This is a genomic window from Intrasporangium sp. (assembly GCF_035280925.1).
In the GTDB taxonomy this organism is placed as follows: domain Bacteria; phylum Actinomycetota; class Actinomycetes; order Actinomycetales; family Dermatophilaceae; genus Intrasporangium.
This window is the reverse complement of record NZ_DATEEY010000069.1, coordinates 16,449-31,816: the sequence shown is the minus strand read 5'-3', so window position 1 is coordinate 31,816 and position 15,368 is coordinate 16,449. Positions and strand designations below refer to the sequence as shown.

General features: G+C 71.2%; 12 protein-coding genes. All 12 read left to right on the top strand.

Annotated elements, in window-relative coordinates:
* The first annotated feature begins 371 nt into the window (after positions 1–371).
* The 12 genes from mraZ (at position 372) to VJN29_RS07090 (ending at position 15,324) form a co-directional block, all read left to right on the top strand.
* Positions 372–803 carry a division/cell wall cluster transcriptional repressor MraZ gene (gene mraZ / locus VJN29_RS07145; protein WP_324142931.1) on the top strand — a complete coding sequence of 144 codons (432 nt, stop codon included), beginning with the start codon at positions 372–374 and terminating at the stop codon, positions 801–803.
* Positions 804–1,134: 331 nt separating this feature from the next.
* Positions 1,135–2,235 (top strand): 16S rRNA (cytosine(1402)-N(4))-methyltransferase RsmH, encoded by a 1,101-nt coding sequence (gene rsmH / locus VJN29_RS07140; RefSeq protein ID WP_324142930.1) that lies wholly within the window; start codon positions 1,135–1,137, stop codon positions 2,233–2,235.
* Positions 2,232–2,816 (top strand): hypothetical protein, encoded by a 585-nt coding sequence (locus VJN29_RS07135; RefSeq protein WP_324142929.1) that lies wholly within the window; start codon positions 2,232–2,234, stop codon positions 2,814–2,816. Before rsmH ends, VJN29_RS07135 begins: the two co-directional genes overlap by 4 nt.
* Positions 2,817–3,095: 279 nt before the next feature.
* Positions 3,096–4,952 (top strand): penicillin-binding protein 2, encoded by a 1,857-nt coding sequence (locus VJN29_RS07130; protein WP_324142928.1) that lies wholly within the window; start codon positions 3,096–3,098, stop codon positions 4,950–4,952.
* Between the two features lie 11 nt (positions 4,953–4,963).
* Entirely contained in the window at positions 4,964–6,616 is a 1,653-nt protein-coding gene (locus VJN29_RS07125; protein ID WP_324142927.1) for a UDP-N-acetylmuramoyl-L-alanyl-D-glutamate--2,6-diaminopimelate ligase, read from the top strand.
* Positions 6,613–8,064: a UDP-N-acetylmuramoyl-tripeptide--D-alanyl-D-alanine ligase gene (locus tag VJN29_RS07120; protein ID WP_324142926.1), complete on the top strand. Its 1,452-nt coding sequence runs from the start codon at positions 6,613–6,615 to the stop codon at positions 8,062–8,064. The genes VJN29_RS07125 and VJN29_RS07120 overlap by 4 nt, the downstream gene beginning before the upstream one ends.
* On the top strand, positions 8,061–9,143 hold the full coding sequence (mraY, locus tag VJN29_RS07115; protein WP_324142925.1) for a phospho-N-acetylmuramoyl-pentapeptide-transferase: 1,083 nt from the start codon (positions 8,061–8,063) through the stop codon (positions 9,141–9,143). The genes VJN29_RS07120 and mraY overlap by 4 nt, the downstream gene beginning before the upstream one ends.
* Positions 9,140–10,630, top strand: a complete 1,491-nt coding sequence (gene murD, locus VJN29_RS07110) for a UDP-N-acetylmuramoyl-L-alanine--D-glutamate ligase (protein ID WP_324142924.1) — start codon at positions 9,140–9,142, stop codon at positions 10,628–10,630. The genes mraY and murD overlap by 4 nt, the downstream gene beginning before the upstream one ends.
* Positions 10,631–10,635: 5 nt before the next feature.
* Positions 10,636–11,988: a putative lipid II flippase FtsW gene (ftsW, locus tag VJN29_RS07105; RefSeq protein WP_324142923.1), complete on the top strand. Its 1,353-nt coding sequence runs from the start codon at positions 10,636–10,638 to the stop codon at positions 11,986–11,988.
* The gene (gene murG / locus VJN29_RS07100) at positions 11,985–13,091 is read left to right on the top strand and encodes an undecaprenyldiphospho-muramoylpentapeptide beta-N-acetylglucosaminyltransferase (protein ID WP_324142922.1); all 1,107 of its coding nucleotides are present in this window, start codon (positions 11,985–11,987) and stop codon (positions 13,089–13,091) included. The genes ftsW and murG overlap by 4 nt, the downstream gene beginning before the upstream one ends.
* Positions 13,088–14,554: a UDP-N-acetylmuramate--L-alanine ligase gene (murC, locus tag VJN29_RS07095; protein WP_324142921.1), complete on the top strand. Its 1,467-nt coding sequence runs from the start codon at positions 13,088–13,090 to the stop codon at positions 14,552–14,554. Before murG ends, murC begins: the two co-directional genes overlap by 4 nt.
* Positions 14,551–15,324: a cell division protein FtsQ/DivIB gene (locus VJN29_RS07090; protein ID WP_324142920.1), complete on the top strand. Its 774-nt coding sequence runs from the start codon at positions 14,551–14,553 to the stop codon at positions 15,322–15,324. Before murC ends, VJN29_RS07090 begins: the two co-directional genes overlap by 4 nt.
* Positions 15,325–15,368: the final 44 nt, after the last annotated feature.

Here is a 15,368-nt window from a genome sequence, read left to right as displayed (position 1 = left end):
TGACCGGATGGAGACGTTTCGACCCACCGGTGTCGACGAGTGCACCACTTTCCTCCACCAGTGTCCCCCCGAGTCGTTGCGGGCGTCCGGAAAATCGCTGCCGTCGCCTCCATGAGCACGGTACAGACCTCCAGACAGCCCTGCCGTATGCCGCTGAGCTGGCCCCGCGCGCACGGTTCCGTCCCCGCGGGGCGAGCACAGCGGCATACGCCTCCACTTCACTCCACCGCCTCTGACGTGCGAAAACGAGGCCAAGAAGTCCCTCCACAAGCCGTCGGAGTCGTTGACCGTGGGGGAAAGTGGAGTATGGTGGAGCACCAAGGAAGGCAGTGGGGACGCCGACGGGTCGACGTAGGGGAGGTGGCGGACCTGTGTTTCTCGGAACGCACACGCCCCGGCTCGACGACAAGGGCCGACTGTTCCTGCCCGCGAAGTACCGCGACCGCATGGCGGGCGGCCTGGTCGTGACGCGGGGGCAGGAGCGCTGCCTCTTCATCTTTCCCATGGACGAGTTCGTCACGGTGGCCGAGCAGATGCGCCAGGCGCCCACGTCCAGCCGGAAGGCGCGGGACTACAGCCGCGTCTTCCTGTCCGGGGCGTCGGACGAGGTCCCGGACAAGCAGGGCCGCTTCACCATCCCGGCCAAGCTGCGTGAGTACGCGGGACTCGACCGCGAGGTCACCGTGATCGGTGCCGGCTCGCGGCTCGAGGTCTGGGACAGCGTGGCGTGGAACGCCTACCTCGCGGAGACGGAGCAGAGCTTCGCCGAGACCGAGGAGGAGGTGATCCCCGGACTCTTCTGAGCGCGCGACCGACCTTCCTGCAGACCTGTGTGCCGGCCTCCAGCCGCTCCGCTCCCGAGGCGACTTCCCCCGTCCCGGGCGGGGATGCGGATGGGGACCAGCGCCCAGGTCGCCACCGCAGAGTCGCCACGCCACAGTCGCCACGCCACAGTCGCCACGCCACAGCCACCAGGCCACAGCCACCAAGGACGCTCGGCTCCCTCCCTCCACTCGCAGAGCGCCCCGTCATTGCCCACCAGTCACACCAGCACCATTCGAACCACAGAACCACCGGGAGCACCAGCCACCACCGCGCTTCCCGCGCTGAGGGGCACGCGAGAGAGGGACGAGCATGACCGACCGAGGACAGGCGCAGGAACGCCACGTCCCGATCATGCGCGACCGGATCCTCGATCTCCTGGCGCCGGCCCTGTCGCACGACGGAGCCGTCCACGTGGACGGGACACTCGGCATGGGCGGTCACGCCGAGGGCGTGCTCGAGCGGTTCCCGCAGTGCCGCGTCATCGGCATCGACCGCGACCGGGAGGCGCTCGAGCTCGCGGGCGAGCGGCTCGCTGGGTTCGGGGACCGCTTCACGGCGGTCCACGCGACGAACGACCAGATCGCCCGGGTCATCCTGGCCGCTGGCCTGCAGCACGTCGACGGGATCGTGTTCGACCTCGGGGTCAGCTCGCTGCAGCTCGACGAGGAGGACCGCGGCTTCGCCTACCGCGCCGACGCACCGCTCGACATGCGGATGGACCAGACGAGTGGGCCGACGGCGGCGAACGTCCTCAACGAGTACCCGGTGGAAGAGCTGACCCGCATCCTGCGCGACTACGGCGAGGAGCGCTTCGCCCGAAAGATCGCGGCGGCGGTCGTCCGGGAGCGCGCGACGGCGCCGTTCACGACGTCGGCACGACTCGTCGAGCTGCTCCGCCGAGTCATCCCCGTTGCGTCTCAGCGCCAGAGCGGCCACCCGGCCAAGCGGACGTTCCAGGCCCTGCGGATCGAGGTCAACGACGAGCTCGGCGGCTGGGAACGCGCGGTGTCGGCCGCCATCGACGTCCTCGGCGTCGGCGGGCGCATGGCGGCTCTGTCGTTCCACTCGCTGGAGGACCGCCTGACCAAACGCGCGATCGCTGCAGGTACGACCTCGAGCGCGCCGCCCGGCCTTCCCGTCGAGCTGCCGGAGCATGCCCCCTACCTCCGCGCCCTCACGCGTGGAGCCGAGCAGCCCGACGATGCCGAGGTCCTCGCGAACCCGCGGGCCGCCTCCGCCAAGCTCCGGGCCGTCGAACGGATCCGAGACACCGGCGCGACGGCGGCCACGGCCCTCCAGAGCCAGGCAGCACCGAGCCGGACAACAGCCAGCCGGACAACAGCCAGCCAGACAACCGCGAGCCGCGCCGCCACGAGCCGGCGTGCACCCAGGAGAGGAGCCGTCCGATGAGCCAGGCCACCGCGACCGCCAGGCCGCTCCGGTCCCCGGCGCGTGCCCCGCGGCGCGGTCCGGCGCGGGCACCGCTGCGAGTCATCCCCGCCCGCATCACGACGACGGGCAGTGGCGCCTTCGCGGCCATCTGCGTCACGCTGCTCGTGACCGGACTCATCGCCCTGCTCGTGCTCAACACGGCCTTGGCGAAGGGCTCGATCGAGCTCGGCGAGCTCCAGCGCGAGTCGGCGCTCCTCGGCGAGGCCGCCGGCAACCTCCAGGAGCAGATCGAGAGTGCGTCCGCGAGCGGCGCGCTGGCCGAGAAGGCGAGCCGGCTGGGTCTGGTGCGGTCCAATGAACGTGCTCACATCGACATCGCGACCGGCAAGGTCTCGGGGACCGCGCACCCGGCGAGCCGGTCCCTCGCCTTTCCGGTCGTGACCAGTCCCACCCCGGTCGCCAAGCCCAGGGCGACCCCGGCCGCCGCGCCGACCGTCACCACGCCCGCCACACCGACCGCCACCCCGACCGCCACCCCGACCGCCACCCCGACCGCCACTCCGACCGCCACCCCGACTCAGACCACGCGGACGAGGTGAACCGTGGCCAACTCTCGAGGACCAGCATCCGGGTCCGCCGGGGCTCCTGGTCGCTCGGGTCGCCCGGCTCCCGCAGGTCGGACCGGCCAGGGGCGCGGTGCCGCCACCCGGACATCGGACCGCGTTCGCACCTCGGCACCGCGCCAAGCGCGGCGCAGCCCTGAACCGCACAACCGTGAACCGCACAACCCTCAACCGCGCAGCCGGGCCCCCAAGCACACCACGGGTCCCGCCACCCCGAGTCCGCGCGGTCGCGGCCCGGCGCCGAGACGTGACCGAGTGCCTTCTGGACCGCGCCGGCGACGCCGCCTGCACATCGCAGTGGCCAACCCGCGCGCCCGGGCACGGGCCATGCTCGTCGCCGTGCTCTTCCTCTTCAGCGTGTTCGCCGCGCAGCTGTTGCGGATCCAGGCCTTCGACGCCTCTGCGACGCAGGCCGCGGCACTGTCCAAGCGCCTGATCAAGCTGCACACCCCGGCGATGCGTGGGCAGATCCTCGACACCAAGGGCCAGGTCCTGGCCGACAGCGTCGAGCGCTTCACGATCGCCGCCGACCCGGTGGCGATCCAGTGCTACGTCAAGGTCAACGGAGAGTGTGGGTGGCAGGGCGTGAACCAGGCGGCGGTCGACCTGGCGCCGAGGCTCGGCCTCGACGTCTCCCGCCTCACGGCTCTCTTCACCCAGCCGAACACCCGATACGTCATCGTCAAGAAGGACGTCACCCCGAGCGACTGGCGCCAGATCCAGGCCGTCGGGGTGCCCGGGATCGCGGCGGAACGCACGGCCAAGCGCCTCTACCCGACGTCGATGGCGCTGGGGCAGCTCGTCGGCTACGTCAACGCGGCAGACCAGACGGCGGGGGGCGGCGTCGAGCTCATGCTCGACGGGACGCTGGCCGGCACGTCAGGCACGACCGTGGCCGAGCGGGCGCAGAACGGCGCGGTCATCCCCGGCTCCCAGCGGGTCGACCGACCGGCGGTGGACGGCCGCAACGTCAGGCTCACCATCGACTCCGACATCCAGTGGTACGCACAGAACGCGCTCGCCAAGCAGGTGACCGCCGTCAAGGCCGAGACGGGCACGGCGATCGTCCTCGAACTGGCGACAGGCAAGATCCGCGCCGCCGCCAGCTACCCGGCGTTCGACCCCAATGACCTGTCATCGGCCTCCACGGCGGCCCTGCGCAACCACGCCTTCGAAGACGCCTTCGAGCCCGGATCGACCGGGAAGCTCATGACGATGGCCGCCGCGCTGGAGCACGGCGTGGTCACGCCAGACACCGGCGTCATCGTCCCGAATCGGCTGCCGCGGGCGGGGATGAAGTTCAAGGACCACGAGAACCACGGGACCGAGCACCTGACAGCGACCGGCGTCATCGCCAAGTCGTCGAACCTCGGCACGATCCTCGTCGGAGAGCGAGTCCCGGCAACGGCGCTGGAGCAGCTGTACCGGAAGTTCGGCGTCGGCGAGAAGACCGAGGTGGGCTTCGCGGGGGAGTCGAGCGGCCAGCTCGCCAAGGCGAGCGACTGGAACGCCCCGCAGCGGTACACCGTGCTCTTCGGCCAGGGATACGCCCTCACGGCGGTCCAGGCGGCCAGCGTGTTCGCGACGGTGGCCAACGGCGGGATCCGGATGCCGCTTTCCCTGGTCGAGGGCACGTACAACGACAGCGGCACCTACGTCCCGGCCCCTTCGGGGCAGGGCACCCGGGTGGTGTCGGAACGCACCGCCACCCAGCTGAGCCGGATGCTCGAGGAGGTCACGGGCGAGAACGGCACGGCCGCTGACGCCAGGATCAAGGGCTATCGCGTGGCCGGGAAGACCGGTACCGCCGATCGCTACGACGACAAGCTCGGCCGCTACAACGGCTTCACCGCGTCGTTCATCGGCTACGCCCCGGCCGAGAAGCCCAGATATGTCGTCGCGGTGTTCATCCACAAACCGCAGGCGGGAATGTTCGGCGGGGCCTTGGCCGGCCCGGTCTTCAACCAGGTGATGACCTATCTCCTCCAGCGGGAGAACACGCCGTGGAGCGCGCCATCGGACCTCGAGTACCACGTGTGGGCGGACCACGGCCTCTCGGCGAACGACCCCGACGTGCTGAGCGACGCTCGGGCCCGCCGGGATGGCCTGTAAGTTGGGCTGACGTGTCACCTGACCTGATCCGACCCTCGACGTCGGGCGTGTCCCTGCGCGTCCTCGCCGGGCCTAGCGGAGGCCTCCGCCCAGCCCAGCGAGCCACCGACGTCCCTCCGGACCTCCTGGTCACGGGCGTCTCGCTGGACAGCCGGGCGATCCGGCCGGGCGACCTCTATGCCGCCCTCCCGGGGCACCATGTCCATGGGGCCCGGTTCGCGGCTGACGCCGTGCGGCTCGGCGCCGTCGCCGTGGTCACCGACGATGCAGGGGCGGCCGCGATCGAGGAGCACGGGGCACTCAACATCCCGGTCCTCGTCAGCGACAGCCCGCGGGCCCGCCTCGGTCGCATCGCCGCGACCGTCTACGGCGACCCTGGCTCAGACCTGACGATGATCGGGATCACCGGCACCAACGGCAAGACGACGACGGCCTACCTCCTCGAGTCGGCCCTTCGGGCGCTCGGTCGCCGGACCGGCCTCATCGGCACCGTCGAGACCCGCATCGGTGAGGAGCGCCTGGACTCCGCCTTCACCACCCCCGAGTCACCCGATCTCCACGCCTTCCTCGCGGTGATGAGGGAGCGAGGAGCCGACACGTGCGTCATGGAGGTGTCGAGCCATGCGCTGCACCAGCACCGGGTCGATGGCGTCGTCTATGACGTGGCCCTGTTCACCAACCTCTCGCAGGACCATCTCGACTACCACCACTCGATGGATGACTACTTCGAGGCGAAGGCCAGCCTCTTCACGCCCGAGCGGTGCGTCGCAGGAGTCGTCTGCATCGACGACGAGTGGGGGTGCCTTCTGCTCGATCGAGCCACCGTGCCCGTGACGACGCTGACGACGACGGGCTCTGACGGCCCTGACGCAGACTGGGCGGTCGCCGCGACCCGGCCCGATGGGGCACCTGGTCCAGGACCAGCCGCCGGCCCGGGCGCGGCGCAGCGTGGCGCGTTCCGGCTGTACAACCGGTCAGGCGATGTCTCGCTCGACCTGGTGTCCCACCTGCCCGGTTCCTTCAACATCGCCAACACGGCGATCGCGGCCGTCGCCCTGATGCGCCTCGGGTTCGAGCCGGACCACGTCCAGGCAGCTCTGGCTGTGCCCCCCGTGGTCCCCGGCCGGATGGAGGTCGTCTCGGAGGGCGGCGGTGGCGAGCCTCGCTGCATCGTCGACTTCGCCCACACCCCCGACGCCATCGACGCTGCCCTGACGGCATTGCGGCCCTCCACCTCGGGTCGGCTCATCGCCGTCCTCGGGGCCGGTGGTGACCGGGACCGCAGCAAGCGAGAGGCCATGGGAGTGGCGGCGGGGAAGCGAGCGGACGTCGTCATCGTGACCGACGACAACCCGCGCTCCGAGGATCCCGCGACGATTCGAGAGGCCGTTCTGGCCGGTGCCCAACGGGTCGTCCGCGAGGGCGGTGCGAGGGCGACCGAGGTGCTCGACGGTGGCTCCAGGACCCAGGCCATCAACGAGGCGGTCGCGATGGCCGTCCGCGGCTCGATCGGCTCCAGCGGCTCAGGCGCGGTGGACACCGTCGTCGTCCTCGGCAAGGGCCACGAGAAGGGACAGGAGATCCACGGGGTGAAGCACCCGTTCGATGACCGGGACGCCGTGCGGTCGGCGCTCAGTGCCGCCGTCGTGGGAGGAGCCCGGTGATCCCACTCAACCTGGCGGAGCTCGTCGAGGTGACGGGCGGCGAGCTCCACGGCTGCGATGACCCGGCCGCCGTGGTCGTCCACGGCGTCGTGACCACCGACTCCCGGGAGTGCGGACCGGGCAGCCTCTACGTCGCCCGGGTCGGGGAGTTCGCTGACGGTCACGACTACGCCCCCGCCGCCGTGGCGGCCGGAGCGGTGGCGGTGCTCGGCTCGCGGCCCATCGAGCGCGTGCCCACCATCGTCGTCGACGACGTCCAGACCGCGTTCGGGCGACTCGGCCGAGGTGTGGTCGACCGGGCGCCCGGCGTGCGCATCGTCGGGATCACCGGCTCGTCCGGAAAGACGACGACGAAGGACCTGCTGGCCTCCGTCCTGTCCACCGCAGGCGAGACGGTGGCGCCGCTGAACTCGCTCAACGGCGAGATCGGGGTGCCCCTCACCGTCTGCCGCATCACGCCCGCCACGCGCTACCTCGTCGTGGAGATGGGCGCCCGCGGGATCGGTCACGTCGAGTACCTCACCCGCATCGCCCCGCCGCACGTCGCGATCGTCCTCAACGTCGGCACCGCGCACGTCGGGGAGTTCGGCTCGCGCGCCAACATCGCGCTCGCCAAGTCCGAGCTGCCCAAGGCGGTGCCACCGGACGGCCTGTCCATCCTCAACGCCGACGATCCCGTCGTCGCCGCGATGGCAGGCGACCTGCGGTCGCGCGTGCAGCTCGTCGGTCTCTCGCCTCATGCGGAGGTGCGCGCGGAGGACGTGTCCGTCGACAAGCTGGGCAGAGCGGCATACGACCTCATCGCCCTGGAAGGGCGCGCGCGAGTGTCCTTGCAGCTCAGCGGTGCCCACCACGTCGCAAACTCACTCGCGGTGGCGGCGGCGGCACTGGAGCTCGGGATGTCGCTCGACCGGGTGGCGGCTGCGCTCTCCGCGGCGACGCCGGTGAGCCGCTGGAGGATGGAGATCACCGAGCGCCCAGACGGTGTCGTCGTCGTCAACGACGCCTACAACGCCAACCCTGACTCGATGCGTGCAGCGCTCGACGCGCTCGCCGTCATCTCGACGTCGGGAGCGCGGTGGGCCGTGGTCGGCGGAATGCTCGAGCTCGGGCCGGACAGTGACCGGGAGCACTCCGCCATCGGGTCGTATGCCGCCGGGCTGGGTGTCGACCACGTCGTGGCGGTCGGCGAGGGGGCACGGGCGTACGGCGCCGCCGAATGGCTCCCGGACGTCGACGCTGCCCACGAGTTCCTCGAGGCACGCCTGCAGCCCGGCGATGTCGTGTTGCTCAAGTCGAGCCGCGACAGCGGGCTACGGTGGCTCGGTGACCGGCTCGCCGCCACCGGCGAGTGGGCTGAGGGCGGGCGCACCGTCGGTGCTGAAGGCGCTGTTGCCGCCGTGGACGACCGGCCCGACGAGCGAGACGAGAGGACGGTGGCGCCGTGAAGGGTGTCCTTGCGGCGGCCGCGTTCTCACTGATCTTCTCCCTCCTGGGCACCCCACTGTTCATCAAGTTCCTCGTGCGACGCGGCTACGGCCAGTTCGTCCGCGACGACGGGCCGACCACGCATCACACCAAGCGTGGCACCCCGACCATGGGAGGGGCGGTCATCCTGGCCGCCACCCTCGGCGCATACGCAGCCGCGCACCTGGTCACGCTCACGCCCCTCACCGCGAGCGGCATGCTCGTCCTGTTCCTCATGACGGGACTCGGCATCGTCGGCTTCCTCGACGACTTCATCAAGATCTCCAAGCAGCGCAGTCTCGGGCTGCGGTCACGCGAGAAGCTGCTCGGCCAGACCCTCGTCGGCGTCATCTTCGCGGTTCTCGCGCTGCAGTTCCCCAACGACCAGTACCGGACGCCCGCCTCGCCGTTCATCTCCTTCGTCCGCGACACGAACATCAACCTGGCCTTCGCGGGCACGCTCATCGGGATGATCCTCTTCGTCATCTATGCCAACCTCATGATCGCCGGCACGTCGAACGGCGTGAACCTCACCGACGGCCTCGACGGCCTCGCCACCGGGGTCTCGACGATGGTGTTCGGTGCCTATGTCCTCATCAGCCTGTGGACCTTCAACCAGAACTGCCAGACCAACCCGGGCATCAAGTGCTACGAGGTGCGCGACTCGCACGACCTCGCGCTCGTGGCTGCGGCGGGCATGGGAGCGTGCTTCGGCTTCCTCTGGTGGAACGCGACCCCGGCCAAGATCTTCATGGGTGACACGGGCTCGCTCGCCCTCGGCGGAGCGCTCGCCGGCCTTGCCATCACGACTCGCACCCAGCTGCTCATCATCATCCTCGGCGGCCTCTTCGTCCTCGAGGTGCTGTCCGTGATGGCCCAGGTGATCTCGTTCAAGACGACCGGCAAACGGGTGTTGCGGATGGCGCCGCTGCACCATCATTTCGAGATGGTGGGCTGGCACGAGGTCACCGTCGTCGTCCGGTTCTGGATCATCGCGGGCCTGTTCGTCGCCCTCGGGCTCGGTGTCTTCTACGCGGAGTGGGTGGTGGGGACGCAATGAGCTTCGATCCCGCCTACGAGCCCCGGCACGGACTCACGCATCGAGATGCAGACTGGTCCGGCCTGCGCGTCCTCGTCGTCGGTCTCGGCGTGTCCGGGTTCGCTGCCGCCGACGCACTCGCCGAGCGGGGAGCGGCGGTCACGGCGGTGTCCCGCGACGTCACGGACGTGATCAGCGAGCGAGCCGCCATCCTCGACATCCTGGGCGTCGACGTCCGGCTCGGGCCGCAGCACCTGAGCGAGCCGCCCGAGGACACGCAGCTCGTGGTGACCTCTCCCGGCGTGCCGCCACACGACCCCCTGATGCTCGCGGCAACCACCCGCGGGGTGCCGATCTGGGGCGAAGTCGAGCTGGCCTGGCGGATGCGTGCCCTAGAGGGCGCGGCTCCCTGGCTCACCGTCACCGGCACGAACGGCAAGACGACGACCGTCAACATGCTCGCCTCGATCCTGCGGTCGTCCGGCCTGCGCGCGACGTCGGCCGGCAACGTCGGCACGCCGATCCTCGAGGCGGTCCTGCACCCCGAGCCCTACGACGTGCTCGCGGTCGAGCTGTCCAGCTTCCAGCTGCACTGGCAGCGATCGGTCTCCGCGGTTGCCTCAGCGGTGCTCAACGTCGCCCCCGACCATCTCGACTGGCACGGCTCCTACGCCGAGTACCTGCGAGCGAAGGGCAAGGTCTACGACAACACCCACCTCGCCTGCGTCTACAACGTCGCCGACATCCAGACGGAGCAGCTCGTCATGGAGGCCGAGGTCGTCGAGGGCTGCCGGGCCATCGGCTTCACGACGGGGATCCCGGCGCCGTCCATGATCGGGGTCGTCGACGACGTGCTCGCCGATCGGGCCTTCGTCGAGCAGCGACAGCACGCGGCGGCGGAGCTGTGCACCATGGACGACCTGCGAGGCGACGCATCGTCGGTGCCGCCCCACTACCTCGCCAACGCGTTGGCCGCCGCGGCGCTCGCCCGGGCCTACGGTGTGGGACCGCTGGCGGTGCGTGACGGGCTACGCGCCTTCCGGCCCGACCGGCACCGGATCGCGGAGATCGCCACGCTGCGCGGGGTGCGGTGGGTCAACGACTCCAAGGCGACCAACGCGCACGCCGCCGCTGCGGCCCTCACGTCGTTCGACAGCGTCATCTGGATCGCGGGTGGGCTGCTCAAGGGCGCCGACGTCGACAGCCTCGTCGAGGAGGTTGCCTCACGGCTGCGTGGCGTGGTGCTCATCGGCGCCGACCGGGCCAAGCTCGCCCAGGCACTGGCCCGACACGCACCGGATGTGCCGGTCGTGGACGTCCCCGACACGGACACTGGGGTCATGGACCTCGTCGTCACGCAGGCCGCGCGCCTCGCGCAGCCCGGTGACGTGGTCCTGCTCGCTCCGGCGGCCGCGTCTATGGACATGTTCACCAACTACAGCGCGCGTGGCGACGCCTTCGAGGCGGCCGTCCGGCGGCTCGTGGAGGGGAGCGGTGGTGACCTGTGAGCTCGGTGACCACTGGCCGACGAGCGGCGGGCGCCGGCACCAGGCCGCCGCACCGGACGGCGAAGAGACCTGCCGAGCGAGCCGCCGCAGGCCGGGGGAGGGGTGGGGCGGCTGAGGCCGATGCCGGCCCGTCGCTCCTGCACTTCGGCAAGCTCGAGTCGCCGCTCACGACGTACTACCTGTTGCTCGGGGTCACCACGACACTCGTCGTGTTCGGCCTCATCATGGTGTTCTCCGCGTCCAGCGTCGAGGCGCTCCTCGCCGACGAGGCGTTCTACACCGACTTCGTGAGACAGCTGCTCTTCGCCGTGGTCGGCGCCGCCGTGGCGGCATGGGCGGCCCGGTGGCCGGTCCGGTGGTGGCGACGCCTGGCCGGCGTGTCCCTCGTCGGGGCCGTCGGGCTCCAGGCGGCCGTCTTCGTGCCCGCCCTCGGCGTCGAGGTGCAGGGCAACCTCAACTGGCTCGACCTCGGGTTCATCCAGATCCAGCCGTCGGAGTTCGCCAAGATCGCCCTCGTCCTCACCGGGGCCGCGATCTTCGCCAACAAGGGCAGCCTCGTCGGCAACTGGCTCCACGCCGTCCTGCCGTACGTCCTGCCGATCAGCGCGGTCGTCCTCGCGCTCGTCCTCGGGGGGAATGACCTCGGGACGGGCCTCGTCATGGGGCTCATCGTCGTTGCCGTCCTCTTCGTCGCGGGCGCGCCCAAACGGCTCTTCGTCGTCGGTGGTGCCGGCCTCCTTGCGGGCATCGTCTTCCTCGTCACGTCCAGCAGCAACCGCACGACACGCATCAGCAACTGGCTGGACCCGACCTGCCAGACCGACCCGGACGGCTGGTGTGGGCAGTCCGTCCACGGGCTCTACGCCCTCGCCGACGGCGGCTGGTGGGGCGTCGGCCTCGGCGGCTCCAAGGAGAAGTGGAAGTGGCTCTCGGAGGCCCACAACGACTTCATCTTCGCCATCATCGGTGAGGAGCTGGGGCTGCCCGGCACCCTCCTGGTCCTCGTCCTCTTCGGCGTGCTCGCCTGGGCCTGCTACCGGCTCGTCACGCGGACGCAGGACCGCTTCATCCGGGTCGCCTCCGCCGGGATCATGGCCTGGCTCATCGGCCAGGCCACCATCAACATCGGCTCGGTCATCGGGCTGTTTCCCGTGGTCGGCGTCCCACTCCCACTCGTGTCTGCTGGGGGTTCCTCGCTCGTCACCACGCTGCTCGCCCTTGGCATGCTGCTCTCCTTCGCGCGCAGTGAGCCAGGCTGCCGGACCCTGCTCGCCGCCCGTCCCGGGGTCATCAAGCGGACGCTCAGCATCCTTCCCTCCCGGCGACCCTCCCGTCCGACCCGTCGCAGAAACCGGTGATCGCCGTGTCCTCGCCCACCTCCGTCCTGCTCGCCGGGGGAGGCAGCGCCGGCCACGTCTCGCCGCTGCTGGCTCTCGCCGACGCCCTGGTGCGCCGACACCGGGGTATCACGGTCACCGCGCTCGGCACCCAGGTCGGCCTCGAGGCACGGCTGGTGCCGGCTCGCGGCTTCGACCTGCGCTACGTGCCAAAGGTCCCGCTGCCTCGTCGGCCGAGTACGGACCTGCTGCGGCTGCCCGGCCGGCTCAAGGAAGCGGTGGCGGCAGCCGGACGGGCCATCGACGAGACCCGGGCCGAGGTCGTCGTCGGGTTCGGCGGCTACGTCAGCACGCCCGCCTATCTCGCCGCCCGCCGGCGCCGGATCCCGATCGTCATCCATGAGCAGAACGCCCGCGCCGGTCTCGCCAACCGTCTCGGCGCCCGGTGGACGCCGTACGTCGCGACCACGTTCTCGCGGACCCGGCTCCCGGGGGCGCGGCGCATCGGGATGCCGCTGCGTCGCGAGATCACCCAACTGGACCGCGCGGCGACTCGGCCGGAGGCCCTCGACCACTTCCGGCTCGAGGCCGACCGGCCCACCGTGCTCGTCACCGGCGGCTCACTGGGGGCGCAGCGGATCAACGACGCGTTCGCGGCCTCCGCCGAGCGGCTGAGCCGGGCCGGCGTCCAGGTCCTGCACCTCACGGGGCTCGGCAAGGACTTCACGCCCGAGGTGCCCGATGTCGGCGCTCCCTACCGCGTCGTCCCCTACGCCGACCAGATGGAGCTCGCCTACGCCGCGGCAGGCCTCGTCGTGGCCCGATCAGGTGCCAACACGGTGTGCGAGCTCACTGCCGTGGGCCTGCCCGCCGTCTACGTGCCACTGCCGATCGGCAACGGAGAGCAGCGCCTCAATGCCAGTGAGGTGGTGGCCGCCGGCGGCGGGATCCTCGTCGAGGACGCGGCAATGACGCCCGAGTGGGTGCAGGCGCACGTGCTCCCGCTCGCCACCGACGACGAGCAGCTTGCTCGCATGACGCAGGCGGCGGCCCGGCTGGGGGAGCGTGCTGCGGACGAGGCCCTCGCCGACCTCGTCGACGAGGCCTGGGGCTCCCGTCGATGACCGATCAGCCCACGGTTGAGCAGCCTTTTGCCGCAGCGAGGTTCGACTTCTCCGCCCAGGTCCCGAGGGCTGACGAGCTCGGACGGGTCCACTTCCTCGCCATCGGAGGCGCCGGGATGTCCGGGGTCGCTCGCATCATGCTCGCTCGCGGGATCGAGGTGTCGGGCAGCGATGCCAAGGACGTCCCGGTGCTGACGTCGCTGGCGAGCGAGGGCGCCACGGTCTGGGTCGGCTTCGATGAGCAGCACCAGGCTGGGGCCCAGACGGTCGTCATGTCCTCCTCGATCCGGGACGACAACGTCGAGCTGATCGCTGCTCGCGCCCGGGGCGCTCGGGTCCTCCACCGTGCCCAGGCCCTGGCGAGCCTGATGCACGGGCAGCGGCGGCTCGCAGTGGCGGGCGCCAACGGCAAGACGACGACGACGTCCTTGTTGGCGGTCGCGCTCCAGGGGTGTGGCCTCGACCCGTCCTTCGCTGTGGGCGGCGAGCTCGCCCGGCACGGGACCAACGCACACCAGGGGACGGACGACGTCTTCGTCGTCGAGGCGGACGAGAGTGACGGCTCGTTCCTCGTCTACCGCCCGGACGTCGCCATCGTCACCAACGTCCAGCCCGACCACCTCGACTTCTACGGCAGCTTCACCGTGGTGCAGGCGGCGTACGACGCGTTCGTCCGCACGACGCGGCCGGGCGGCCTCCTCGTCACGTGCGCCGATGACGCGGGCGCGGTGGCCCTGGCAGCGCGCGCCAGATCCGGCGGCATCCGCGTGCTCACCTACGGCTTCGACCCCGATGCCGACGTCGTCCTGCGCGACCACGGGCAGGACGGCCTCACGTCGGCCGCGACCCTTGTCGACGGGGGCGTCGAGCACCGGCTCAACCTCGGCATCCCGGGCCGTCACAACGCCCTCAACGCCGTGGCCGCGTATGCGGCCGCCGTCCACGGCCTCGGTCAGGACCCCGCCGGGGTGCTTGCCGGCCTTGCGTCGTTCACCGGCACGCGGCGTCGGTTCGAGCCGAAGGGCGAGGAGGGTGGCGTCGTCGTCGTCGACGACTATGCCCACAACGCGGGCAAGGTCGCCGCGGTCGTCGAGACGGCGGTCCGGCTCGTCGAGCCTCCGGGGCGGCTCATCGTGGTGTTCCAGCCGCACCTGTACAGCCGCACCCTGGACTTCGCCAGCGAGCTGGGTCTTGGCCTCGCGGCGGCGGACATCGTCGTCGTCATGGACGTCTACGCGGCGCGGGAGGACCCGGTGCCGGGCGTCTCCGGCCAGCTCGTCGCGGATGCCGTCTCGCACGCGCGTGCCGATGCGGAGGTCCACTACGTCCCGTCGTGGTCGGACGTACCCGGCGTCGTGGTCGGACTGGCCCGACCCGGCGACCTCGTCCTCACGGTTGGCGCGGGCGACGTGACGATGATCGGGCCGGAGGTGCTGCGACTCCTCGGCGGTGGTCCCCCGTGAAGCAGCTGACCCGCTCACGCCGACGTCCCGGCTATGGCCGCGGGCTCGCCTCTGCCCGAAGGCGGTTCGAGCGTCGAGCCGCCCGGGCGCGGCGTCGGCCATGGCTCGTCGCCCTCGTGGCCACCGTTGTGGTGCTGCTCGCTGGAGGGGCCGTTTGGCTCGGGTGGTTCAGCTCGTTGCTCCTCGCGGAGCGGGTCGACGTCAGGGGGGTCGGGTCGTCGGAGGCCCGAGTGGTGCGCGAGGTCGCAGCCGTGTCCCTGGGCGGCCCCCTGATGCGCGTCGACACTCGCGCCGCGACGAACCGGCTCGAACAGGACCGCCGCTGGGTGGATGTCTCGGTCGCCCGGCGCCTCCCGCACAGCGTCGTCATCGAGGTGACTCCGCGGGTCGCCGTCCTGGCGGTCCGCGGCAGCTCCGGAGCGCTCGAGCTCTACGACCGCGACGGCGTCGCGTTCCGCACCGTGGCCGAGGTGCCCGACGGGCTGCCGCTCGTCTCGTCGACGACCGGTGCCGCCGGGCCGGAGGGGGTCAGGGCCGTCCTCCAGGCCCTCGCCGCACTCGACCGCGGACTGCGCGAGGCCGTGACCGACGTGGCCCTGGCCCGAGGTGATCGGGTGGAGCTCACCCTGGAGACGAAGGACGGCCGACGGACCGTGCTCTGGGGCGGGCCGGACGACGCGGCGGTCAAGGCAAAGCTCGTGGCCGTCCTCATGGCCGAGCCCGGCCGGACCATCGACGTCTCGGTCCCCGAGGCGCCGGTGACCCGGTGACACCACCGCGCCGGCACCACGAGCCACCCCACGGACGCGCTCCG